Here is a 23,032-nt window from a genome sequence, read left to right on the forward strand (position 1 = left end):
AACACGTCAAGGTCGCGGTTCACGAGGCCCTCGCCCGCGTCTCCGGCGAACGGACCTACGTCCTGCCGGGTCTCTCCAGCGCGTCCACGCCCCGCCGGCGCCCGGTGTTCAGCGGGCCGGGTCGTGGCGTGTCGGGGTGAAGGCGTGGGCGACGAGGGAGCGGAGGGTTTCCAGGTCCCCTGTGGCGAAGCCCGCGGAACGGGCCTGTACGAGGACGTTGCCGATGGCCGTGGCCTCCACGGGGCCCGCCAGCACCGGCAGGCCCGAGCGGTCGGCCGTACGTTGGCAGAGCAGCGTGTTGAGCGCGCCGCCGCCCACGATGTGGATCGTCTCGACGTCGACGCCCGAGAGGGCCGACGCCGTGCGCACGGCGTTCGCGAACGCCTCGGCCAGGCTCTCGACGATCGAGCGGGCGAACTCCGCACGGCTCCGCGGCGCGGCGACGCCGTGTTCCGCGCACCACCGCGTGATGCGCCCCGGCAGGTCACCCGGGGCGAGGAAGCGCGGGTCGTTCGCGTCGAACACGGGCACCGCGGTCGTGACCGCGGCCGCCTGCGCGAGAAGCCCGGGCAGGTCGATCGGCGACCCGTCGCGTTCCCACCAGCGCACCGACTCCGACAGCAGCCAGAGCCCCATGACGTTGCGCAGGAGGCGCACCCTGCCGTCGACGCCGCCCTCGTTCGTGAAGTTCGCCTCGCGCGCGGCGTCCGTGGTCACCGGCCGTCCGAGCTCGACGCCGACGAGGCCCCAGGTGCCGCAGGAGATGTAGGCCGCGGCCTCGGGGCGCATCGGCACGGCGACGACCGCCGAGGCCGTGTCGTGCGAGCCCACGGCCACGACCCGTGTCCCGGCGGGAGCGCCGAGTTCCGCGGCGGCCTCGGGCCGCAGGCCGCCGAGCGAGGTGCCCGGCGAGACGAGGCGGGGCAGTACGGACGCGTCGAGCCCGAGCCGGTCGGCGAGCTCGCGGTCCCACTCGCCCGTCTCGACGTCCAGCAGCCCGGTCGTCGAGGCGTTGGTGCGCTCGGCGACCTTCGCGCCCGTGAGCTGGAAGCCGACGAGATCGGGAATGAGCAGGAGCGAGTCGGCGAGGTCGAGGCAGCCGCCCGCCCGTTCGGCCGCGAGCTGGTACACGGTGTTGAAGGGCAGGAACTGCAGGCCGTTGCGGCGGTGGAGCTCCTCGAACGGCACCCGTGCGTGCACCGCCTCGACCGCGGCCTCGTTGCGTTCGTCGCGGTAGTGGAACGGCTCGCCGAGGACGCGGTCGCCGCGCAGCAGCGCGTAGTCGACGGCCCAGGAGTCCACGCCGATCGACGTGACACCGGGCTCGCGGCGGAAGGCGTCCGCGAGCCCGTGTGTGAGGTCGCGGTACAGGCCGGTGAGGTTCCAGTGCAGGCCCGACGCCAGACGCACGGGCCCGTTCGGGAACCGCGCCACGTGGGCGAGCCCGAGCGTGCCCGCCGCCTGGTCGACGTACCCGACGACGACCCGGCCGCTGGTGGCCCCGAGATCGACCGCGGCGACCGCTCCGGCGGTCATCGCAGGAACGCGGTGGCGACCCCCGCGTCGACCGGGATGTGCAGGCCGGTGGTGTGGCCGAGTTCGGGGCCGGTGAGTACGAACACCGCGTTCGCGACGTGTTCCGGCAGCACCTCGCGCTTCAGGATCGTGCGCTGGGCGTAGAACCTGCCGAGGTCCTCCTCGGGGATGCCGTAGGTCTTCGCCCGGTTGGCGCCCCAGCCTGAGGCGAAGATGCCCGAGCCGCGCACGACGCCGTCGGGGTTGACGCCGTTGACCCTGACGCCGTACTCCCCCAGTTCGACCGCGAGCAGACGCACCTGGTGGGCCTGGTCGGCCTTCGCCGCCGAGTAGGCGATGTTGTTCGGGCCGGCGAACACCGAGTTCTTCGAGGAGATGTAGACGATGTCGCCGCCGAGTCCCTGCTCGATGAGCACCCGCGCGGCGGCCTTCGACACGAGGAACGAGCCCTTGGCCATGACGTCGTGCTGCAGGTCCCAGTCGGCCTCGGTCGTCTCAAGAAGCGGCTTCGAGAGGGAGAGGCCCGCGTTGTTCACCACGAGGTCGAGGCCGCCGAAGGCGAGCACCGCCTCGTCGATCGCGGCCCTCACCTGCGCGGCGTCCGTCACGTTCGCCGACACTCCGATCGCGACGTCCGTACCGCCGAGTTCGGCCGCGACCGCCCGCGCCTTCTCCAGGTCGAGGTCGGCGACGACGACGCAGGCGCCCTCGGCCGCGAGCCGGGTGGCGACGGCCTTGCCGATGCCGGAGGCCGCGCCGGTGACGAGCGCGACGCGCGTCGCGTGTGTCCTGGGCTTCGGCATCCGCCGCAGCTTGGCCTCCTCGAGCGCCCAGTACTCGATGCGGAACTTCTCCTCGTCGGAGATGGGGGCGTAGGTCGACAGCGCCTCGGCGCCGCGCATCACGTTGATCGCGTTGACGTAGAACTCCCCGGCCACGCGCGCGGTCTGCTTGTCCTTACCGAAGGAGAACATGCCGACGCCGGGCACGAGCACGATCGCCGGGTCGGCGCCGCGGATCGCGGGAGAGTCCTCGGTCGCGTAGGCGTCGTAGTACGCCTGGTAGTCGGCGCGGTACCGCTCGTGCAGCTCCTTGAGGCGCGTGATGCTCTCCTCGACGCTCGCCGACGCCGGAAGGTCGAGCACGAGCGGCTTCACCTTCGTGCGCAGAAAGTGGTCGGGGCAGCTCGTGCCGAGCTCCGCGAGCGGCCGCAGCTTCTCTCGGGAGAGGAAGTCGAGCACCGCCTCACCGTCGGTGAAGTGGCCGAGCTGCGGCCTGTCGTGCGACGCGAGCCCGCGGATCGTCGGCGCGAGCGCGGCGGCCTTCGCGCGCCGTTCGGCCTCGGGCAGCGGCTCGTAGCCCGGTACGACCGCGCCGAACGGTTCCGGCCTGCCGTGCTCGGCGATGTACGCCGCGGCGGTGTCGATCATCCAGAGCGAGTTCCGCTCGCTCTCCTCGGAGGTCTCGCCCCACGCGGTGATGCCGTGGCCGCCGAGGACACAGCCGACCGCCTGCGGGTTCTTCGCCTTGATCTCCGCGATGTCGAGGCCGAGCTGGAAGCCCGGGCGGCGCCACGGCACCCACACGACCCGGTCTCCGAAGATTCTCTTCGTGAGTTCCTCGCCCGCGGCGGAGGTCGCGACGGCGATGCCCGAGTCCGGGTGCAGGTGGTCGACGTGCGCGGCGTCGACGAGGCCGTGCATGGCCGTGTCGATCGACGGCGCGGCACCGGCTCCGCCGTACGGCCCGCCCAGCCCGAACAGGCAGTGGTCGAACGCGGCGACCATCTCGTCCTCGCGCTCGACGCCGGGGTACACCTTCACGAGGTCGCGGAGCCGGTCGAGGCGCAGCACCGCGAGCCCGGCCTCGGTGAGGGTGCCGAGGTCGCCGCCTGAGCCCTTCACCCAGAGCAGTTCGACGGGCTCGCCCGTGACCGGGTCGGTCTCGGTGCCCTTCGCCGAGGTGTTGCCTCCCGCGTAGTTCGTGTTCTTCGGGTCGGCGCCGAGGCGGTTCGACCGCGCGATGAGGTCGGCGGCTGCCTGGTTCGTCATGATGGAGTCCTTCGGTGTGGCGGACGGTGGTTGAAGGCCGTACGGGTTCACGCGCCCCAGCCCGCCTGCGTGCCGCCGACGCGTTCCTCGGCGGTCCTGGCGAGGTAGCCCGACGCGGCGAAGGCCTTCATCGGGTCGGCGGGCAGGCCCCGCGACTCGCGCCACTCCGCGAGGGCCGGGCGCACGTCGGTGTGGAAGGCGTCCATGAGGACGCGGTTGGCCTCCAGCACGTCACCGCCGCGCTGGGCGGCGGTGAGGGCCGCACGGTCGACGAGCAGGGCGCGCGCGGTCATCTCCTGCACGTTGAGCACCGAGCGGATCTGGCCGGGGATCTTGTCCTCGACGTTGTGGCACTGGTCGAGCATGAACGCGACGTCGGGGTGGTTGAGGCCGCCGCCTCGGATGACCTCGAAGAGGATGCGGAACAGCTGGAACGGGTCGGCCGCGCCGACGATGAGGTCGTCGTCGGCGTAGAAGCGCGAGTTGAAGTCGAAGGAGCCGAGTTTGCCGAGGCGCAGCAGCTGCATGACGATGAACTCGATGTTGGTGCCGGGCGCGTGGTGGCCGGTGTCGAGGCAGACCACGGCCCTGTCGCCGAGCGCGGCGACCTGGACGTAGCTCGTTCCCCAGTCGGGCACGTCGGTGTGGTAGAACGCCGGCTCGAAGAACTTGTATTCGAGCACGAGGCGCTGCCCGTCGCCGAGCCGGTCGTAGATCGTCTTCAGTGACTCGTGCAGGCGGTCCTGGCGGCCGCGCAGGTCGGCCTGGCCCGGGTAGTTCGAGCCCTCGGCGAGCCAGATCTTCAGGTCGCGGCTGCCGGTGGCGTGCATGACGTCGATGCACTCCACGTGGTGGTCGATCGCCTTCCGCCGGACCCTCGGGTCCTCGTGGGTGAGGGCGCCGAACCTGTAGTCGTCGTCCTGGAAGGTGTTCGAGTTGATCGTGCCGAGGGCGACGCCGAGTCCCTCGGCGTGCTCGCGCAGGTCGTCGTAGGAGTCGACCCTGTCCCACGGGATGTGCAGGGCCACGGTCGGCGCGAGGGCCGTGTGCGCGTGCACCTGTGCGGCGTCGGCGATCTTCTCGTACGGGTCGCGTGGCGTGCCCGGCGTCGAGAAGACCTTGAAGCGGGTGCCCGAGTTGCCGAACGCCCAGCTCGGCAACTCGATGGCCTGCCGTTCGAGCTCGGCCAGGATGTCGGGGGGGAGCGTGGTCACGGTCGCTTCCTTCTGCCGGTCGGATGCCGCCGTCGAAAGGGCTTCGAGGTGGCGGTGCTTGGCCAAGAGCGTGAAGTGTAGGATTGAAACGTTTCAAAGCGTAGTTACAACGACCCGGTGCGGGCAAGTCACGTCGGCCGCGGCGCGCTATCTTCTCGAAGAGTCCCGGCGGCCCGAGGCCGGACCGACGCAGCAAGGGGAGAACCGATGACGGTGAGCGTCCGCGACGTCGCAGCCGCGGCGTCGGTCTCGGTGGGCACCGTCTCCAATGTCCTGAACCATCCGGACAAGGTCGCCCCGGCGACCGTCGAACGCGTGCTCTCCGCGATCGAGGAACTGGGCTTCGTCCGCAACGACGCGGCCCGGCAGTTACGGGCCGGGAGAAGCCGTTCGATCGGGTTGGTCGTGCTCGACGTGCGCAACCCCTTCTTCACCGAGGTCGCGCGCGGCGCCGAGGATCGGGCCGCGGCGGAGAGCCTGACCGTGCTGCTCGGCAACAGCGGCGCGAACGGCGCCCGGGAGGCGGCGTATCTCGATCTCTTCGAGGAGCAGCGGGTTCACGGCCTGCTGATCACGCCGCTCAACGAGGATCTCGCCAGGCTTGAGCGGTTGCGCCGCGGCGGCACCCCGGTCGTGCTCGTCGACAGGCAGGCTCCCCCTCGCAGCTTCTCCTCGGTGGCGGTCGACGACGTCGCCGGCGGGTTCCTCGCCGCGCGGCACCTGCTTGGGCGGGGCCGCCGCAGGATCGCCTTCGTGGGCGGGCCGCTGGGCATCCGGCAGGTCTCCGATCGTCTTGAGGGCGCCCGCCGCGCCGTCGCCGAGGTCGCGGGCGCCGCGATCGAGGTGCTCCCGACCGGGAGCCTGACCGTGCTTGAGGGCCGCGCCGTCGGCGAGGCCCTGCAGGAGCGGTCCCCCGCGGAACGCCCCGACGCGGTGTTCGCCGCCAACGACCTGCTCGCGATGGGACTGCTGCAGGCGCTCATGCTGCGGGGAAGGCTCAGGGTCCCTGAGGACATGGCGTTGATCGGATACGACGACATCGACTTCGCCGCCACGGCGATCGTGCCGTTCTCCTCGATCAGGCAGCCGGCGGCCCTGCTCGGCCGGACGGCGGTCGACCTGCTGCTCCAGGAGGCGTCGGGCCGGGGAACGGAGGAGCCGAGGCAGGTCGTCTTCCGGCCCGAGCTCGTGGAGCGGGCCTCGACGCGGGCCTGATCCCGCCTCCGCTCCGGCGACGCCGCGTCGGCAGGGCGCCCGCGGTCACCACCGGGTGGCGACCGCGGACCTCGTCACCGGTTCACCGGTCGAGCCCGAGCAGGCGCACACCCTCCTCGCGCATCTCGACCTTGCGGATCTTGCCGGTGACCGTCATCGGGAACGCGTCGACGACGTGGACGTAGCGCGGGATCTTGTAGTGGGCGAGTTTGCCCGCACAGAACTCCCTGACGGCCTCGGCGGTCAGAGGGGTGCCGCCCTGGCGGATGACGATCCAGGCCATGAGCTCCTCGCCGTACTTCTCGTCGGGCACGCCGATCACCTGCACGTCGGCGATGTCGGGGTGGCGGTAGAGGAACTCCTCGATCTCACGCGGGTAGACGTTCTCGCCGCCCCTGATGACCATGTCCTTGATCCGGCCGACCACGTTGACGTAGCCGTCGGCGTCCATGGTGGCCAGGTCGCCGGTGTGCATCCAGCGGGCGTCGTCGATGGCCTCGGCCGTACGCTCCGGCTCGTTCCAGTAGCCGAGCATCACCGAGTAGCCGCGCGTGCACAGCTCACCCGGCTCGCCGCGCGGCACGGTCAGCCCGGTCTCCGGGCTCGTGATCTTGACTTCGACGTGCGGCATCACCTGCCCGACGGTCTCGGTGCGGCGCTCCAGGCTGTCGTCGAACCTGGTCATGGTCGAGACGGGCGAGGTCTCGGTCATGCCGTAACAGATGGCGACCTCGGCCATGTTCATCTCGGTGACGACGCGCTTCATCACCTCGACGGGGCAGGGCGAGCCCGCCATGATGCCGGTGCGCAGGCTGGACAGGTCGTACCGCCCCGCGAGGGCGAGCTCGGCGATGAACATGGTCGGCACGCCGTACAGGGAGGTGCATCGTTCCTGCTGTACGGCCAGCAGCGTCGCCTCGGGGTCGAAGCCGGGCGCGGGGATGACCACGCACGCGCCGTGGGAGGTGGAGCCGAGGTTGCCCATCACCATGCCGAAGCAGTGGTAGAAGGGCACCGGCAGGCACACCCTGTCGTGCTCGTCGTAGTGGAGGAGTTCGCCGACGAAGAACCCGTTGTTGAGGATGTTGTGGTGCGAGAGCGTGGCGCCCTTGGGGAAGCCGGTCGTGCCGGAGGTGTACTGGATGTTGATCGCGTCGTCGGCGCTCAGCGACGCCATGCGCTCGCGCAGCCGCTCCTCGGGGGCGGTCAGCGCCAGCAGCCGGTCCCAGCCGGGGTCGCCGAGGTAGACGACGTCGGCGAACCCGATCTCCTCGACCATCGCGCGATAGTCGCTGCCCTTGTGCGTGAGCGCGCTGACGAGCAGGCGCAGTCCTGACTGCCTGACGACGTAGTCGAGCTCGTGGCTGCGGTAGGCGGGGTTGACGTTGACCAGGATCGCGCCGATCTTCGCGGTGGCGTACTGGACGATCACCCATTCGGCGCAGTTGGGTGCCCAGATGCCGATCCGGTCGCCTTTGGCGATCCCGGAGGCGAGGAGCGCGAGGGCCAGCCGGTTCACGTCGGCGTCGAGCTCGGTGTAGGTCCAGCGGCGACCGGAGGGCACATCGACGAGCGCCTCGCGGTCGCCGAAGCGCCGTACGGTCCGCTCGAAGTTGTCGCCGATGGTCTCGCCCAGCAGCGGGGTCGGCGCCGCCGCGTTCGAGTAGGACTGCATGTCACAACCTCCGGTCGTCGGTGGGTGCGTTGAAGATCATGATGTGCCCGGCTGGCCGGGGGCGCCGGTGGGCGTCGCGTGGGCCACGGCCCGCGGCGTGTTCGGCGCCCGGCGCCTCGGAGACGAAGGGCGGCGTACCGGGGAGGACCGGCCCGGCGACGGTTCGCGTGATCACGCGCGGCGTCGTCCGGCCGCCGCCCCGGCGAGCGGGTTCGCGCCGCGCGTGATCCGCCACGGTGGTTCTCCTAGGTGAGGTTCTTGAGGGCCTGGTTCTGCCAGGCGGTGTTGGTGGGGAGTTCGGCGGTGGCGCCGACGAACGCCCCGCGGGCCTGGGTGTCGGCCTGGAGGCGGTACCGCAGCCAGGCGGTCACGTAGCCGAGGAAGGCCCCGCCGGTGTTCTGGATGTCGTTGTGTCCCGCGCCCTTGAGCAGTGCCTTACCCGCTCCGGCGCCCGCCTGGTCGTAGTAGCCCTGCAGGGTCCCGGCCGAGGAGATCAGCCAGTCGTCCGCGCCGCTGAGGAAGAGCACCGGGCAGGTCAGGGCGGCGACGGAGAACTCGTCTCCGGGGCCGGCCATCCACTGCGCGGGCACGGCGATCGGCACGACGGTCTTGATCAGCCCGGCGGACTTGTTGGCCGCGTTGATGGACCCGCCCGCGCCTTGGGAGTGGCCGACGGCGGCGACCTGGGCGGTGTCCAGCTTGCCGTGGAAGACGCTGGTGGAGTCGGTGTTGAGGCCGACGAGGTGCTGGGCGGCGTCGATGATCTCGGCGCCCGTGCCCGTGGTCGTGTCGGTCGAGGCGACCACCGCGAAGCCCCACGAGGCGAGGTGGTTGAGCAGTCCCGGATAGTTGTCGGGGGTGGCCCACGAGCCGTTGCCCCAGGTGACGATCGGATGGATGACGCCGCCCGCGCCCAGGGTCGAGGGGTAGTAGAGCCGGTGGCCGCCCGAGGTGCCGGTGGCGACGGGCCACGGACCCGCCGCCTTGTAGATCGTCTCGATGGTCGAGGCGGCGTTGGCCTCGGTGGTCCACGACAGGAATCCGGCCGACATGAGGCCGAGCGCCCCTGCCCGCAGGGCCTGACGACGGGTGAAGTTCTCCATGGTCACCTCGTGGATTGTCCGGAGACGCGAACGTCTCCAAGGGAGAGGGAAATGCGATCGGTGAGTGGTGTCAAGGAACGAACGGGAGGGAGTTCCGGCGAGGACGCGGGTCGGGTCACAGGTGGGGTCGCGGCGCGAGCCGTACGGCGTGCGCGTGCGTGGTGATGCCGGTCGGTTCTGTCCGGGTACCGCCGTCACCGGCGGTGGGCGGACGCCCGGCGCCGACGACGGCGCGCCGACGCGCGGGCGTCCTGTTCTCCACGCTCACACGCATCCCGGCGTGCCGGAGGCGCGCTGCTGGCGCATGGCGGTCACGTCGCCCGCGACGGCCGACTGGGCCATCGGGCCGAGGTCGAGCACGACGTCGGTGAAGGCGAGCGACGCCTTGCGCATCACCTGCAGGTCGATCGCCTCGGGGCCGAACTGCGGCGAGAACAGCGTCTTGGGCGCGGCGATGGGCGAGATGACGGGCAGCAGGTGCTGGTTGTACGGCGTGCCCTCGCCACCGAAGCTGCAGTGGCGCGGCACCGTGCCGAGGTCGGCCGCCGACAGGCCCTTGAGGATCGCGGTGCGCCTGACGTCCCAGTACTCGATGTGACCCTTGACCAGTTCGCGCAGCGGCGTGCTCTCACTGACGGGGACCAGCAGCAGTTCGGTGAGGTTGGGGCTGGCGACGAGCTGCTTGCCCGGCAGGCCGTTCGGCCTGGCGACAGCGTCGTAGCGCTTGGCGCCGAGGTGTTCGAGCACGACGACGGAGGAGACCTTGCCCTGGTCGTACTCGGCGTCGAGCTGGGCGGCGAGCTGGCCCGCGCCGCCCTCACGGACGTTGGGGCCGGTCAGGTGCTGGTAGAGGTGGCCGGTCACGAACGCGAACTGCACGGTGCGCGGGCGGCACTCCACCGGCAGCGACGACAGGTAGCGGGCCATCTCGATCATGGTGAGCGGGCCGTTGTCCCACACCGGGCTCATGCCGTCGGTGTGGCTCTCCACGACGATCTTCTGGGCGTTCCCGCCGGGAAGCGTCGCGAGCAGGGTGCGGGTCGGCGTCGGCGTCCAGGCGGCGTTCACGGTCAGCGAGGCCTGGACCGGCTGTCCGGCGGCCAGCGCGTCCTTGATCTGCTTGCCCTGGTCCGCGCCGACGTACGCGCCCGGCACGCCGTACGGCAGGCCCTCGTAGGGCGCGTACATGTCCTTGATCTGGGCGTGCGGGAGCTGGCTGATCTCGATCACGCCCAGCGCGCCCGCCGCCGCGGCGGCCTTGAGGTCGGCGTCGGCCGCGGCCGGGGCCTCCATCGACTCCGAGCCGAGCAGGTTGATCGTGAGGCCCGGGTCGTACATGGAGTAGCCGAGGGTGGGCGGATAGAACAGCAGGTTCGGCACGTTGGTCCACGGCAGGTCCCGGACCACGATCTTCCCGGCGGCGTTGGCCGCGGTGATGTTCGTCCCCGCCGCCAGGTGGACGAGCGGGGCCGAGACTCCGCCCGAGCCGGTCGAGGAGGAGAACGGCACGGGGGCCGCGACCTGCACGGTCGTACCGCCGACGGTCAGGCCGGTGCCGAGGTTGTCCCAGCGGTCGATGGTGTAGGGCAGGGCGGAGAGCTGGATGCCGGGAATGGCCGACATCTCCTCCTCCAGCCAGTCGACGTAGTCGGCGTGCGCGGGGGAGCCGGTCGGCCTGGCGCCGAACGTCGCCTGCTTGTCGGCCAGGGTGCTCAGGCGGGCCTCTGAGGCGAACGCGGCGGGGTCGACCCTGACCGGGCAGGTCACGGCGGACGTCTGGGCGAAGGCCGGTTGCGCGGGCACGACCACCAGTGGGAGGAGAAGGGCGAGGAGGGAGAGTCGTCTCACGTGGGGGATCCTTCCATTGAATCGTTTCAATACTTGATCCGCGACAGTCCCCCCGACGCGCGGTCGGTTCTCAGGGGCGAGGCGGTCCTGTGGTTCCGCGGACGATCAGCGTGGGCGACACCGACGACGTCACCGATCGGGAGCGTCCCTCGATGCGTTCGACGAGCAGTTGCGCGGCGGTGGCCCCGATCACATGCCCGTCCTGGTCGACACTGGTGAGTGAGATGCGCTTGAGCGAGGCGATGCCGATGTTGTCGTATCCGGCGACGGAGAGGTCCTCCGGCACCGACAGGCCCGCCTCGTCGGCGGCGCGTAACACGCCGAGCGCCGCGATGTCGGCCCCGGCGAAGATCGCGGTGGGCCGGTCGCCGCGCGCGAGTAACTCCCGCGCGCCCTCGAAGCCGCCCTCCTCGGTGAAGGAGGTGGCCAGCACGTCGTCGGCGAGTCCGTGGGCGCGCATCGCCTGGCGGTAGCCCTCGGCGCGCACCGTGTGCGGCAGTCCCTGGGCGTGGGCCCGCTCCAGGTGGGTGATGTGCGCGATCCGGGTGTGCCCGAGCCCGACCAGGTGGTCGACCACGAGCCCCGCCCCCATCACGTCGTCGTTGACGACCGCGTCGTAGGTCGCGGCCCCGCCGTGCCTGCCGACCACGACGACCGGGATGGCCGTCGCGATGGCGGCGAGTTCCGCGTCCGTCATGACCGGTGAGATCAGGATGAGCCCGCCCATACTCCGGTCGATCATGGCGTCGGTCATCCTGGCCTGCGTCTTGGGCTCGATCCCGCCGGGCCCGAGCAGCACCTGGTACTCGGTGTCGCCCAGCCGGCCGGTGACACCCTCGATGATGTCGGGGAAGAACGGGTTACGGGTGTCCGAGAGCATGACGCCGAGGGTGTAGGTGCGTCCACGCAGGGCACGGGCCGCGGCGTGCGGGCGGTAGCCCAGCTCGTCGATGGCCTGTGTCACCTTGCTCTGCATCTCCGCGCTCACGCCGTAGGCCCCGCGTACCACCTTGGACACGGCGGCCGTGGAAACCCCGGCCCGCCTGGCCACGTCGGCGATCGTCACCCGTCGGCTCGTCACGCGTCATCCTTCGCAGAGTTTTCGTAGAACGAACTACACACTTTTCTTGATGACGGAGGCTAGCCCGTCATTGATCCTCAGGTCTACCTCTTGACGGACGATTCTCTCGTGCCCTACCAATGGAGAACGTTCTACACGATACCTCCCAAACGAACAGGAGCACGGGCGTGAACGCACCATCCCGTATGCTCAGCGCGGCGATCGGCGCCGTCCTCGCCCTGTCCCTCTCCGGCTGCGGGTCGTCCGCCCCGGAGGGGACCGGTCAGGTGAAGCTGACCCTCTGGCACAACAGCGCGGACCCGGCGCCCCTGCTGGAGATGTACAAGAAGTTCGAGAAGCAGTCCGGCCACAAGATCGAGCTCGTGTCGATCCCGTCCGACGGCTTCGAGGACACCACCCAGACCAAGTGGGCCACCGGCGAGCGCCCGGACATCCTGGAGTACCACGCGACGGCGAGCGGCCTGCTCGCCCTCAACCCGGCCGAGAACCTGCGCGACCTGACAGGCGAGGAGTACATCGCCAGGTCCGGCGACCTCTACCAGAACGCCGGAGCCGTCAACGGCAAGGTCTACGCCGCCATCACCGGCTTCCCCCAGGTCTTCGGCCTCTACTACAACAAGAAGGTCTTCACCTCGGCCGGGCTGACCCCGCCCACGAACTTCGCCGAACTCTCCGCCGCCTGCCCCAAGCTCAAGGCCGCCGGAGTCACCCCGGTCTTCGAGTCGGGCGGGTCGATCTGGCCGGTGCAGATCCTGCCCATCCTCTACCTGGCCGGCGCCAACCAGTCCAACGCGTACGGCAAGGCCATCTCGGGCCACACCAGCACGCTGGCCGACCCGGGCTCGCCCTTCGTCGCCGGCCTGGCCGCCTACGCCAAGCTGCAGGCCGACGGCTGCTTCAACAAGGACATCGTCACCGCCAAGTTCGAGGACTCCATGAAGGCCCTCGTGACCGGCAAGGCCGCCATGGTCGCCCAGCACTCCGACATGCTCCCGGCCCTCCTCGCGGCCGCGGGCGGCGACCAGAAGACCGTCGACGAGTCCGTCGGCTTCGTCGGCCTGTCGAGCGAGAAGCCGCTCGCGACCTACGCGCCCGGCCCGATTGGCACGTTCTATCTGCCCAAGACCGGCGACGCGGCGCGGGAGAAGGCGTCACTCGACTTCGTGCGCTTCATGACCGGCCCGGCCTACAACGAGTACATCACCGCGTCCAAGACCTTCCCCGTGTTCAAGGACGTGCCCAACCCGCAGGGCGTCTCGTCCGTGCTGCAGGACGTCAAGAAGGCGTACGACACCGGCGCGGTCATCGCCTTCAACTCCGACATCCCCGGCATGGGCGGCCTGGCCCAGCTCATGTCCGAGCTGATCGCCGGGCAGAAGGACCCGCAGAAGGCGGCGACCCAGCTGCAGGGCCAGGTCGAGCAGGCGGCCAAGGCGGCAGGGCTGCCCGGATGGTGATGCGGAACAGGGCGGCCTGGCTGCCGTGGGCACTGCCCGCGATCGTGCTGGTCACGGTCTTCTTCGTCGCCCCGTTCCTGCTCAACGTCCGGTTCGCGTTCTCCTCCTGGACGAGTTTCCGAGCCGAGATCACCTGGAACGGGCTGGAGAACGTCCGCACCCTGATCGAGCAGGACCTGCTGGCCAACGCGGTCACCGTGACCGTGCTGTACGCGATCATGTGCATGGCGATCCAGAACACGGTCAGCCTCTCACTGGCCATGGCCCTCCAGCGGACCAGCGGGATCAACACCGTCTTCCGCTCGGCGTTCTTCCTGCCGACGCTCATCTCGCCGCTGGCCGCCGGATACATCTGGCGCGGACTGCTGGCCCCCGACGGGGCGATCAACTCCTTCCTCGGCATCGAGTGGGCATGGCTGGGTGAACCGTCGACCGCTCTGGTGACGGTCGCGTTCATCGACGCGTGGAAGTGGAGCGGGCTGATCACCCTCGTCTACATCGCGGGCCTCAACTCCATCCCGAAGTCGCTGCTGGAGTCGGCGACCGTCGACGGGGCCGGGCCGTGGACCCGGTTCCGGCGGGTGGTGTTCCCGATGCTCGCCCCGGCGCTGACCTTCAACGTGGCGGTCACGCTGGTGGGCGCGCTCAGCGCCTACGACGTGATCGCCGCCACCACCGGCGGCGGGCCCGGCGACCACACGCGGGCCCTGAACGTGGTGATGCGCCAGCAGTGGGGGCAGGGCTTCTTCGGCTCCGCCAGCGCGCTGGGGTTCACCGTGACACTGCTGGTGATCGCCACCGCCGTGCCCCTCGTGTGGTGGCTGCGGCGTAGGGAGGTGACGGGATGAGGGCGGTCCTCAAGTACACGACACTGACGCTCTTCGCGATCCCGTGGGTGCTCGTACCCGTCTGGCTCGTGGTCGTCAACTCGTTCAAACCCGCGGGCGAGGCCGCGGAACTGGGCCTCGGACTGCCCAGGACGTGGGCGGTCGCCGAGAACTACGGCATCGTGCTCGACCGGGGCGGCTACCTGACGGGGCTGTTCAACAGCCTCAAGGTGACCGTGCCGATCGTGGTGGCCGTGGTACTCCTCGGCGCGGCGGCGGCGTGGGCGTTCGGACGCAGCCGGTCACGGTGGCTGCAGGCGGCCTACTTCGTGATGGGGCTGTCGATCCTGCTGCCGCCGTCGATCATCCCGACCGTCTACCTGCTGCGCGCCCTGTCGCTGGACGGCGGCACGCTCGGCTACGTGCTGACCATGACCGGCTGCCGCCTGGGCGTCGTGATCTTCCTGGCGACCGGGTTCGTCCGGGCGTTCCCCCCCGACCTGGAGCACGCCGCCTCCATCGACGGCGCCTCCCGCCCGCAGGTCTTCTTCCGCATCCTGCTGCCCCTGCTGCGGCCGGTGCTGTTCGTCGGCGGCGTGATCCTGATCATCAACGTCTGGAACGACTTCTTCTTCGCTCTCTTCCTGCTCCAGGGCAGTGCGAACGCCACGCTGCCGCTGAGCCTGTTCCAGTTCGCCTCAGGCACCCTGCAGAGCCTGAACTGGAACCTTGTCTTCGCCCACGTCCTGCTCACCACGCTGCCCCTCGTGGCGGTGTACGTCGCCGCGCAGAAGCGCGTCCTGGCCGGCCTCACGGAAGGTTCCCTGAAGGGATGACCACTCACGACATCGCGCTTGACTGGGTCAGGCGCGAGATCAAGGAGGGGCGGCTGCCCTGTGCGGTGTTCGGCGCCGCCACCTCCGACGGGATCCAGGTGCTGGAGGCCTTCGGCGAGCACGACGGCCGGGCGACCCGGATCGAGGACCACTTCGCGCTGTTCTCGGTGACCAAGCCGCTGACGGGGCTGGTCGCCATGCGTCAGGTCGAACGCGGGCTGCTGTCGCTGCGCCGCCCGCTGCGGGACGCGCTGCCGAACTTCGCGCGGCCCGACGTGACGCTCTGGCACCTGCTCACCCACACCGGCGGCATCGCCGAGCAGACGCTCACGCCCGACGACCTGCTGGAGCACCTCGCCACCGCGCCGTCGCTGTTCGAGGCGGGCACGCTCAGCCACTACTCCAACCTGGCCTTCGCCGGCATCGCGGAGATGGTCCGCGACGTCACCGGACGCGACCTGGCCGACCTGATCGACTCCGATCTGAACACGCTGGTGCCGGGCGGCGGGCGCATCACGTTCGACCCGGCGTGCGACGCGGCCGAGGTCCACGGTGTCGAACTGCTCGGGCCCGGCTTCGACTTCGACAAGTTCGTACGGCTCCGCCACCCGGCGGGGGCGCTGTTCTCCCGCGCCGAGGACCTCCTGGCGCTGGGCGGGGCGCTGCTGCGCGGCGACCGCGGGCTGATCCACCCGACCACCCTGGCCGCCATGACGACCCCGCAGACGACGGGCCTGGTCAAGCTGCAGCCCGACCCGGTCAACGCCGGGCAGGACTGGGGCCTCACCTGGAACCTGCGCCACTCGGCTCCCGGGCTGCTCGAACGGCGGCTGTACGGGCACGGTGGCGCCTCGGGGTGCCAGTGGTGGATGTACCCGGAGCAGGACGCGTGTTTCGTGCTGCTGATCAACGTGCTGGCGCCGCACCTGTCCGGTGTCGACGTCGACGGCCTGCACAACGCCTTCACCACCGGGCTAGATGCATGAACCGGGATTCGGGGGTGCTCGAGGTGCAGGTCTCAGGCGCGCAGACGCCGTTCATCCGTTCGGCCCCGCCCCGTTCACCGGTGGGCCTGACGTGCGGTCTGGCGGATCCGGTCGGCGTGGACGAGCCGTCGCCCCGGCTGTCGTGGAACGCCCGGCTGTCCGGGGAGGCCTCCGTGGTGGTGTCCTCGGACGGGCGCGAGGTGTGGCGGTCGTCCGTACCCGCGGGGTCGCACGACGTGGACGTGCCGGATGGGCCGCTGGAGCCGCTGACGCCGTACACGTGGAGCGTGGAGGGGCACGCGACCGGCGCGTTCACCACGGGCCTGCGGGCGCGCGGCGCGTGGGACGCCCCCTGGCTGGCCGGTGACCCCCAGGCGGCGGTGAGCCTGCGCGGGTCGTTCACCTGGCGTCCCGCTCCCGGGCGCGCCTGGCTGGCCGTCACCGCGCTGGGCGTCTACCGGGCGCTGCTCAACGGGGTACGGCTGAGCGAGGAGGAACTGGCCCCCGGCTGGACCGACTACGCCCACCGGACGCGTTACCGGCTGCTGGAGCTCACTGAGCTGCTCGCGCCCGGCGGGAACGAGCTGGAGCTGTGGCTCGCCCCCGGCTGGTACGCGGGTCACGTCGCCGGCGGAGGCCCGCGCCGCTACGGCGACCGGCCCGCCGCCAGCGCCCAGGTGCTCGTGCGCGACGACGACGGGGTCCGCCGCGTGTTCGCCACCGACGTGGCCTGGACCCGGCGGGATCTCGGCCGCCCACGCGCCGACCTGGTGATGGGCGAGACCGTCCAGGACCCCTCCCGGCAGGCCCCCTCTCAGCAGGCCGCCGAACCCGCGGAGACGACGGCCGTCCCGGAGATCCTGGTCGAGGCCGACCCCGCTCCCCCGGTGCGGGTGATCGGCACGGTGCCCGCCGTCTCCGTGACCGAACCCGCGCCGGGCGTCCAGGTGGCCGACTTCGGGCGCAACGTCGTCGGACGGGTACGGCTGCGCGTCGACGCGCCGGGCCCGGTACGGATCGTGGTGCGGCACGGGGAGGAGCTGACCGCGACCGGGCGGCTCTACACCGACAACCTGCGCACCGCGGACCAGCGTGACGAGTTCGTCCTCGGCCCCGGCTCGCACGTCGTGGAGCCCGCGTTCACCCTGCACGGGTTCCGCTACGCGGAGGTCACCGGCTGGCCGGGCGCGCTGACACCGGACGACCTGGAGGCCGTGCTGCTGTCCTCCGCGCTCGCCGTCACCGGCTCGCTGACCGTGAGCGACCCCGCCGTACGGCAGCTCGTCGCCAACATCGGCGCGTCGGCGGACGGCAACCTGGTGAGCGTGCCGACCGACTGCCCGCAGCGCGACGAGCGGACCGGCTGGACGGCCGACATCTCGGTGTTCGGCTCGACGCTCAGCTTCCTGCGGCACACGCAGGCGTTCCTGTCCGGCTGGGTGACGACGCTGATCGACGGGCAGCGGGCCGACGGCGCGATCCCGCACGTCGCGCCGGTCCTGCCCGAGTACGGATACGACTCCCCCGTGTGGTCCGACGCGCTGGTCGAGGTGCCGTGGCTGCTGTGGCGGCGCTACGGCGACGACCGCACGCTGCGCCGCGCGTACGACCCGATGCGGCGGTGGGTCGACTACTGCCTGGCCCAGGCCGAGGACGGCATCAGGCCGGGCAGGGCCCTGGGCGACTGGCTGGCCCCCGGCACGGTCGAGACGCCCAAGAGCCTCATCTCCACCGCCGCCCTCGCCCGCAGCCTCCGCCTGGTCGCGAACGTGGCCGACGTGCTCGGCGAGCCGCACGCGCCGGAGTACGGCGAGGCGTTCACCCGCGTGTCGGGCGCCTTCCAGCGGGCCTTCCTCAGCGGGCCGAGGCTGCACACCGAGACGCAGACCGGCTACGCCGTCGCCCTCGCCTGGGACCTGGTCCCGCCCGAGGACCGGGCCGCGGCGGCGCAGGCGCTGGCCGACCTGGTCCGCGCCGACGGGCACCGGCTCATGACGGGCTTCGTCGGCACCGCCCTGCTGCTGCCCGTGCTGTCGGAGACCGGCCACCACGACCTGGCGGGCCGGATCTTCAACCAGGAGGGCTACCCGTCCTGGCGTTACCAGCTCCGCGCCGGGGCGACCACCATGTGGGAGCGCTGGGACGCCTGGCACCACCGGCACGGCCTGCAGACCCCGGCCATGAACTCCTTCAACCACTACGCCTACGGCTGCGTGGGCGACTGGCTGTTCCGGCACGTGGCGGGCCTGGGCGACGACCCGCGAGGGACGGGTGGCGGCTTCGGCGAGCTGCTGCTGCGTCCCGGCCCCGTCCCGCTGCTGCGCCAGGCGCACGCCCGCTACGAGAGCGCGTCGGGGACCGTCGAGTCGGGCTGGCGGGCCGGGCCCGACGGGGTCCAGTTCACCTTCTCCGTCCCGGAGGGCGTGTCCGCCCGCGCGGTGCTGCCCGTGCGGGGCGCGTGGGACGGGATGACCGTCAACGGCACCTTCCTCATGGGCCTCAACGAGCAGCTGCCGACCACCAGGCTGGCCGACGGGGGCTGCGCCCTGAACCTGCCGCCGGGCCGCTGGTCGTTCACGGCCCCCGCCGCGGCCACGGCCCACCTCCTCCAGGAGTGGGACGACCTGGCCCGGTGAACCTCCGCGCGGACGTCTCTCCGGTTCACCGGCTGGAGAGACGTCCCCCGGCGGTACGGTTCGGCGCTACCGGGGCGCCGGAACGCGGTCGGCAACCTCGTCCGCGGGCGGGCGCACCGTACCCCCGCCCGCCGCCAGTGCGACGATCGTCTGGCCGGCCGCGGCGACGCACATCACCACGATCGGCACCCGCCACCCGGCGCTCACCGTGTGCAGCAGCCCGAAGACCACCGGCCCCGCCGCGGCCAGCAGGTAACCGATCGACTGCGCCATCGCCGACAACGCCCCCGCCACGTTCGCGTCCTGGGCGCGCAGGCCGATGAAGGCCAGCGCGAGCACGAGGCAGGCTCCGCCGCCCAGCCCGAGGACGACGCTCCACAGCGGCGCCGCTCCCGGCGCCACGAGAAGCCCGAGGTAGCCGAGGAGCATGACCGCCGAGCAGATCGTCGCCGGCACGCGTTGGTCACCCGCCCGGCGCATCACGCCGGGTACCGCCAGGCTGGTCAGCACCGCGACCGCCTGGAACAGGAACAGCAGCCAGCCCGCGGTGGCCGCGCTCATGCCGTTGTCCTGAAGGAACCGGGGCAGCCACGTCACGACGACGTAGAAGCCCAGCGACTGCAGCCCCATGAACGCCGTGACCGCCCACGCCAGCCCGGAGCCCCACGGCAGCCGGTGCCCTCGAACGGCCTGTACGGCGTGCCGTGGAGCCCGCATCTGGGGAAGCCACAGCAGGACGGCCACAAGCGCGAACAGGACCCAGCAGCCCAGCGCGGTGTACCAGCCGCCGGGAGCGACCTCGCTGATCGGCACCGCCACCCCGGACGCGACCGCGGCGACGCCGCCCATCACCGTGGCGTAGGCGCTGGTCAGCATCCCCACCCTGTTCGGGAAGTCGCGCTTGATGAGGCTTGGCAGCAGCACGTTGCCCACGGCGATGCCCGCCCCGATCAGTACGGTTCCCGTGAACAGACCGGCCGCCGCCGGCACCCACCGCAGTGCGATTCCCAGCGTCAGCACCATGAGCGCGGCCCCGAGGAGCCGCTCGGCCCCCCACCGCGCGGCCAGCCGGGGCACCAGCGGGGACAGCGCCGCGAACGTCAGCAACGGCAGTGTGTTCAGCAGGCCCGCCACGGCCGGGACCAACCCCAGATCGGCCTGCACCTGATCCAGCAACGGCCCGACACCGGTCAGACTCGCCCGCAGGTTCGCCGCCACCACGAGCAGCCCCCACACCAGCAACGCCTGACCGGAACGCCGTGTCGACACATTCTCCATGCGCACCACGATCAAGCCACGCGGTGTCCTGGGGCCAGACCGAACCCAGGCTGGCCCCAGGAGGGCCACCCTCCTGACCGCACGACCGGATACCTTTTCCGCGTGGGAACGCCACTGGGGGACTTCATCCGGGCCAGACGCGACGGCATCCAGCCGGAGTCCTGTGGGCTGCCGGACCGCGACCGCCGCCGGTCACCCGGTCTGCGGCGGCAGGACCTCGCCGCGCGGGCCGGTGTCAGCGTCGAGTATCTGACCCGCATCGAGCAGGGGCGCGACCGCAACCCGTCTCCGGCGGTCGTCAACGCCCTCGCCGACGCGCTCCGCCTCAGCCCCTCCGAACGCAACCACCTGCGCTACCTCGCGAAGATCACCGGCGAGGGATGCGCGGTCCACATCCGGCCCGTGCCGCCGTCCCGGCACGTGCGACCGTCCGTCCTGCGGACGCTGAGCCTCCTCGAACCCGGTGTCGCCATCGTGACCAACCGGCTGGGTGACGTCCTCGCCCACACCAGCGGCTACCGATCGATCACCGAAGGAACCGGCCTGCTCGACGCCGCCCGCCCGAACCTCAACCGCTACCTGTTCACCGACCCCCGCGCCCGGACGTTCTTCGTCGACTGGGACGACGTCGCGGACGAGCAGGCCTTCGACCTGTGGCAGGCGCCGTCCCTTGAGAACCTGGAGTGGCTCACCGCCGAGCTCACCCCCGTCGCCGGGCCCGACCTCACCCGCCGCCTGAAGCGTCACGCGGTTCCGCGACGTGGTGTCCTCAGGCTCGACCACCCGGCAGGACCCCGGCTTCACCTGCTTCGTGAGACGTTCGAACTGCCGGCGGAGGCGCAGCAGCTCGTCGTCTTCCTCCCCGCCGACGACCGGACGGCCGAGGCCGTCGACCATCTCCGGCGCCGCTCTCACGGCCGTCTCCGGTCCATCTCCTGATGGGATCTCAGGAGATGCGCAGGTCGGGCTTCGACCGGGGCCGGGCAGGTCTCGATCTCCGGGTCGCGGGGCACGGCCGGGTGGAACAACAGGGGTTGTGGCGTTCCTCCTCCTTCGGAGGACCGGTCACTCTCTGAACTGCTCGGCGTACTCGGCGGAGGGCTCGATCGGTGTGATCACGTCGATCAGCACCCCGTTGGGGTCGGCGACGATGAAGTGCCGCTGTCCGAAGTCCTCGCTGCGCAGCTCCAGTTCGGGTCGCAGGCCGTGCCGTACGACCAGCCGCTCCCACTCCGCGTCGACGTCCTCGACCTCGAAGTTGAGCAGCAGTCCCCGCACCGGCGCCCGGTAGGCCTCGGGCAGCGACGGGTGCCGGTGGTCGAGCAGGGCCAGCTCGTACGGCTGCGCGCCGGGACGCCGCAGGCTCACGTACCAGTCCGCCTCGAAGGTCGGTTCGAAACCGAACAGGTCGACGTAGAAGTCCCGGCTCTCGGCCAGGCGCTCGGTGCAGACGACCGGATAGAAGCTGGTCAGGATCATGACGAACCCCTTTCACATACCGTTGGTATGTGAAAGCTAGTTGGCGTACCATCGGTATGTCAAAAGCGCGAGGAGTGACATGGGCAGAGCCGAGCAACGCGAGCAGACCAGGCGCGCACTGCTGCGGGAGAGCAGACGGCTGTTCGCGGCCGAGGGCTACGGGGCCGTGGGCCTGGCCCAGATCGTCGACGCCGCCGGCGTCACCAAGGGCGCCCTCTACCACCACTTCGACGGCAAGGCGGCGCTGTTCCGCGCCGTCCTCGCCCAGGTGCAGGAGGAGGTCGGCCGGCATGTGGCCGCGACCGCCGACGCCGAGCCGGACCCCTGGGACCGGCTCGTCGCCGGATGCCACGCCTTCCTCACCGCGAGCACCGGCCCGGACGTCCGGCGGATCATGCTGATCGACGGCCCCGCCGTACTCGGCTGGAGGGAGTGGCGCGCCCTCGACGAGGCCGCCTCCGCACGTCATCTCGCCGACGCGCTGTCCCTGCTGATGGAGACCGGTGTCATCCCCGAGCGACCGGTCGCCCCCCTGACCCACCTGCTCTCCGGCGCCATGAACGAGGCCGCCCTGTGGCTCGCCGACTCGGCCGGCCCCGGCGACCTCGCCGAGACCGGAGCCGCCCTCACCCGCATGCTGGAGTCCCTGCGCGCCTGACCGTCATTCGAGGACGACCGTGACCCCGCAGGTCTCAAGGCGCTCCACGACCTCCTCGAAGTAGGAGAGCCGCCCCTCGGGATCGGACACGACCTCCGCCAGCGCCCGGCGGGCGACGTCGGCGTCGTGCCAGATCAGGGTGAAGGGCGCCACCACCCCGAATCCACCGCACAGACAGTCCGAGAAGGCGTCCCATCCCCAGCCGTAGTATCCGCCGGGCCCCAGCAGAGCCTCGCCCATCGCGCAGTGCAGACCGGGCACGTCCGTGACGAACCGGCCGTCGAGATGGTGCACACCGCCCGAGCGATCGGGTCGCCTGGCGCCCATGTCACGGTGGATCGCGAGGTGACTCCACTGGCGCCTGCCCGCCGCGGAGTATGGCGCCCACTGGTTCGGCGTCGCCGGGACACCCCGATACCAGGTATCCCAGATCGGGCGGGCGATCAGCGGGGGGCGGTCGCTCCCGCCGTCGGTGAGGGTGATGTCGATCAGGGTGCCGCCGAGCGCCGACGGGCGCGCTTCATCGATGTCCAGGCCGACGGTGTGCTGTGCCATCACCCTGCCGTCGCGGTCCAGCGCCCACAACCGGGCCCAGTCCCGTTTCCGCTTCCACGGCCTGCGCAGTACGGCGCGCAGCCGTTCGGTGGGCTCGCAGCCGACGAGTTCCAGGGGAATCGTCTCCGGCGCCGCACGCGGGACGAACAGGCCGTCCACCCGGAGGCAATGGCCCACGGGCTCAAGATCCCCGGCGGTCGCGACGGACAGTTCGAACCGCGGCGACGCGGGCAGTCTGCCCATGCTGAACCCGTCCTGCCTGACCCCGGCCCCCACGACGACGTCGACCAGCGCCGGGTCGGCCTGGCAGGGATGGTAGGTGATGACGACGACGTCCACCAGTTCCCACCACCGCGCTCGCGGGTCGTCCTCGATCTCGACGCACAGGTCACCCAGCAGGCTCGTCGCCTCACCGGGCCGGTCGATCGCCGCACGCAGCGGGCCCTCGGGGGCGCATCCGCGCAGCGACAGGACCTCCCTCGGCGGCGGCACCGGGTCCGCGAACAGCCCCTCGACACCCGCGCAACGTCCCCAGAGTTCGGGTTCGCCGTCGTCGTCCTCCTGGACCAGGAGGTACTTCACCGGGAAACCCCGGTC

At 71.2% G+C, this 23,032-nt stretch carries 20 protein-coding genes; 8 read left to right on the forward strand and 12 right to left on the reverse strand.

The genetic code is table 11. The annotated features are described in order from the left end of the window. Positions 1–108: 108 nt before the first annotated feature. Genes ACFYY8_RS19380 through rhaI form a run of 3 tightly spaced genes read right to left on the reverse strand, consistent with a single transcriptional unit; the run spans position 109 to position 4,801 of the window. Positions 109–1,536 (reverse strand): rhamnulokinase family protein, encoded by a 1,428-nt coding sequence (locus tag ACFYY8_RS19380; protein ID WP_390042614.1) that lies wholly within the window; start codon positions 1,534–1,536, stop codon positions 109–111. Then, positions 1,533–3,587 (reverse strand): bifunctional aldolase/short-chain dehydrogenase, encoded by a 2,055-nt coding sequence (locus tag ACFYY8_RS19385; protein WP_390042616.1) that lies wholly within the window; start codon positions 3,585–3,587, stop codon positions 1,533–1,535. The genes ACFYY8_RS19380 and ACFYY8_RS19385 overlap by 4 nt, the downstream gene beginning before the upstream one ends. Before the next feature lie 47 nt (positions 3,588–3,634). Then, positions 3,635–4,801, reverse strand: a complete 1,167-nt coding sequence (gene rhaI / locus ACFYY8_RS19390; RefSeq protein ID WP_390042618.1) for an L-rhamnose isomerase — start codon at positions 4,799–4,801, stop codon at positions 3,635–3,637. A gap of 207 nt (positions 4,802–5,008) precedes the next feature. Here rhaI and ACFYY8_RS19395 point away from each other — a divergent pair, with 207 nt between their 5' ends. Beyond that, the gene (locus tag ACFYY8_RS19395) at positions 5,009–6,016 is read left to right on the forward strand and encodes a LacI family DNA-binding transcriptional regulator (RefSeq protein WP_390042621.1); all 1,008 of its coding nucleotides are present in this window, start codon (positions 5,009–5,011) and stop codon (positions 6,014–6,016) included. 82 nt (positions 6,017–6,098) lie between these two features. On the opposite strand, the gene ACFYY8_RS19400 is transcribed toward ACFYY8_RS19395, so the two are convergent. From ACFYY8_RS19400 to ACFYY8_RS19425, 6 genes are all read right to left on the reverse strand, one after another. Next, complete coding sequence (locus ACFYY8_RS19400) at positions 6,099–7,691, reverse strand: AMP-binding protein (RefSeq protein ID WP_390042623.1); 1,593 nt, start codon at positions 7,689–7,691, stop codon at positions 6,099–6,101. Between the two features lies 1 nt (position 7,692). Beyond that, positions 7,693–7,866, reverse strand: coding sequence for a hypothetical protein (locus tag ACFYY8_RS19405; RefSeq protein ID WP_390042625.1), 174 nt, complete (start codon positions 7,864–7,866; stop codon positions 7,693–7,695). Positions 7,867–7,936: 70 nt separating this feature from the next. Beyond that, positions 7,937–8,794, reverse strand: coding sequence for an alpha/beta hydrolase (locus ACFYY8_RS19410; RefSeq protein WP_390043091.1), 858 nt, complete (start codon positions 8,792–8,794; stop codon positions 7,937–7,939). A 115-nt stretch (positions 8,795–8,909) separates the two neighbouring features. After that, on the reverse strand, positions 8,910–9,062 hold the full coding sequence (locus tag ACFYY8_RS19415; protein ID WP_390042627.1) for a hypothetical protein: 153 nt from the start codon (positions 9,060–9,062) through the stop codon (positions 8,910–8,912). Further along, positions 9,059–10,642: a hypothetical protein gene (locus ACFYY8_RS19420; RefSeq protein WP_390042628.1), complete on the reverse strand. Its 1,584-nt coding sequence runs from the start codon at positions 10,640–10,642 to the stop codon at positions 9,059–9,061. The genes ACFYY8_RS19415 and ACFYY8_RS19420 overlap by 4 nt, the downstream gene beginning before the upstream one ends. Before the next feature lie 70 nt (positions 10,643–10,712). Further along, the gene (locus tag ACFYY8_RS19425; RefSeq protein ID WP_390042630.1) at positions 10,713–11,723 is read right to left on the reverse strand and encodes a LacI family DNA-binding transcriptional regulator; all 1,011 of its coding nucleotides are present in this window, start codon (positions 11,721–11,723) and stop codon (positions 10,713–10,715) included. A 167-nt stretch (positions 11,724–11,890) separates the two neighbouring features. Here ACFYY8_RS19425 and ACFYY8_RS19430 point away from each other — a divergent pair, with 167 nt between their 5' ends. The 5 genes from ACFYY8_RS19430 to ACFYY8_RS19450 are packed head-to-tail and all read left to right on the forward strand — an operon-like array spanning position 11,891 to position 18,465. Beyond that, on the forward strand, positions 11,891–13,180 hold the full coding sequence (locus tag ACFYY8_RS19430) for an ABC transporter substrate-binding protein (protein ID WP_390042632.1): 1,290 nt from the start codon (positions 11,891–11,893) through the stop codon (positions 13,178–13,180). Continuing rightward, on the forward strand, positions 13,174–14,028 hold the full coding sequence (locus ACFYY8_RS19435; protein ID WP_390042634.1) for a carbohydrate ABC transporter permease: 855 nt from the start codon (positions 13,174–13,176) through the stop codon (positions 14,026–14,028). The genes ACFYY8_RS19430 and ACFYY8_RS19435 overlap by 7 nt, the downstream gene beginning before the upstream one ends. Beyond that, the gene (locus ACFYY8_RS19440; protein WP_390042635.1) at positions 14,025–14,843 is read left to right on the forward strand and encodes a carbohydrate ABC transporter permease; all 819 of its coding nucleotides are present in this window, start codon (positions 14,025–14,027) and stop codon (positions 14,841–14,843) included. Before ACFYY8_RS19435 ends, ACFYY8_RS19440 begins: the two co-directional genes overlap by 4 nt. Next, a complete protein-coding gene (locus ACFYY8_RS19445) occupies positions 14,840–15,829 on the forward strand; it encodes a serine hydrolase domain-containing protein (protein ID WP_390042637.1) in 990 nt (329 codons plus the stop codon). Before ACFYY8_RS19440 ends, ACFYY8_RS19445 begins: the two co-directional genes overlap by 4 nt. A gap of 14 nt (positions 15,830–15,843) precedes the next feature. Next, positions 15,844–18,465: a family 78 glycoside hydrolase catalytic domain gene (locus ACFYY8_RS19450; protein WP_390042639.1), complete on the forward strand. Its 2,622-nt coding sequence runs from the start codon at positions 15,844–15,846 to the stop codon at positions 18,463–18,465. A gap of 66 nt (positions 18,466–18,531) precedes the next feature. Here ACFYY8_RS19450 and ACFYY8_RS19455 read toward each other — a convergent pair whose 3' ends face one another. Continuing rightward, positions 18,532–19,743 (reverse strand): CynX/NimT family MFS transporter, encoded by a 1,212-nt coding sequence (locus tag ACFYY8_RS19455; protein ID WP_390042641.1) that lies wholly within the window; start codon positions 19,741–19,743, stop codon positions 18,532–18,534. A gap of 102 nt (positions 19,744–19,845) precedes the next feature. Between ACFYY8_RS19455 and ACFYY8_RS19460 the strand changes: the two genes are divergently transcribed. Beyond that, a complete protein-coding gene (locus tag ACFYY8_RS19460) occupies positions 19,846–20,682 on the forward strand; it encodes a helix-turn-helix domain-containing protein (RefSeq protein ID WP_390042643.1) in 837 nt (278 codons plus the stop codon). Between the two features lie 126 nt (positions 20,683–20,808). Here the strand turns inward: ACFYY8_RS19460 and ACFYY8_RS19465 are convergent, their stop codons facing one another. Beyond that, entirely contained in the window at positions 20,809–21,222 is a 414-nt protein-coding gene (locus ACFYY8_RS19465) for a VOC family protein (protein ID WP_390042645.1), read from the reverse strand. Between the two features lie 79 nt (positions 21,223–21,301). Between ACFYY8_RS19465 and ACFYY8_RS19470 the strand changes: the two genes are divergently transcribed. Beyond that, a complete protein-coding gene (locus tag ACFYY8_RS19470) occupies positions 21,302–21,880 on the forward strand; it encodes a TetR/AcrR family transcriptional regulator (protein WP_390042647.1) in 579 nt (192 codons plus the stop codon). Between the two features lie 3 nt (positions 21,881–21,883). Here ACFYY8_RS19470 and ACFYY8_RS19475 read toward each other — a convergent pair whose 3' ends face one another. Next, the gene (locus ACFYY8_RS19475) at positions 21,884–23,017 is read right to left on the reverse strand and encodes a barstar family protein (RefSeq protein ID WP_390042649.1); all 1,134 of its coding nucleotides are present in this window, start codon (positions 23,015–23,017) and stop codon (positions 21,884–21,886) included. Between the last annotated feature and the right edge of the window lie 15 nt (positions 23,018–23,032).

Origin of the sequence: Streptosporangium sp. NPDC001559, assembly GCF_042893955.1 — a bacterium.
GTDB lineage: Bacteria > Actinomycetota > Actinomycetes > Streptosporangiales > Streptosporangiaceae > Streptosporangium.